1 protein-coding gene is annotated in these 423 nt (G+C 47.3%); it reads right to left on the bottom strand.

The genetic code is table 11. The annotated features are described in order from the left end of the window. The coding region (locus LRL21_RS44945) for a hypothetical protein (protein ID WP_240422225.1) at window positions 1–355 on the bottom strand (355 nt) is incomplete at its 3' end. Between the last annotated feature and the right edge of the window lie 68 nt (window positions 356–423).

Below are 423 nucleotides of genomic sequence, written 5' to 3' on the forward strand. Positions count from 1 at the left end.
GAATCTGCATCATCGCCTGGAATGTATAGGGCTTGTTCCCCTCTATCGCCACATTTTGAAATAAATATGACCTTCCCCCCTCTGGAATCGTCGCTACGCTGATTTTCTGGGCCTTTGATCCTGAGGTTCCACCATCGATCACATTACTGCTTCCCATGATCCCCGCGCTATCCGCTTTGTTCCAACCATTGGCAATTCCGTTAAGACCCCCAATCGCTGTTTCAAATGAACCATTTGTAAGTAAATTATCATCATTCGTATATCGTAAACTGGCCTGGTCGATATAGAAGGTTCCGCTTCCTCCCGCCGCGGTTCCCAGCAAATAAATATGTACCCTTACACTAGCTGTGTTCATGGGAGTAACCCCGCTCATTGTCTTCGATGTATAGCCAGGCAATGTCGTTCCCATTTCTGATGTTGCGG

Origin of the sequence: Paenibacillus periandrae, assembly GCF_022458865.1 — a bacterium.
GTDB classification, from domain to species: Bacteria; Bacillota; Bacilli; order Paenibacillales; family NBRC-103111; genus Paenibacillus_S; species Paenibacillus_S periandrae.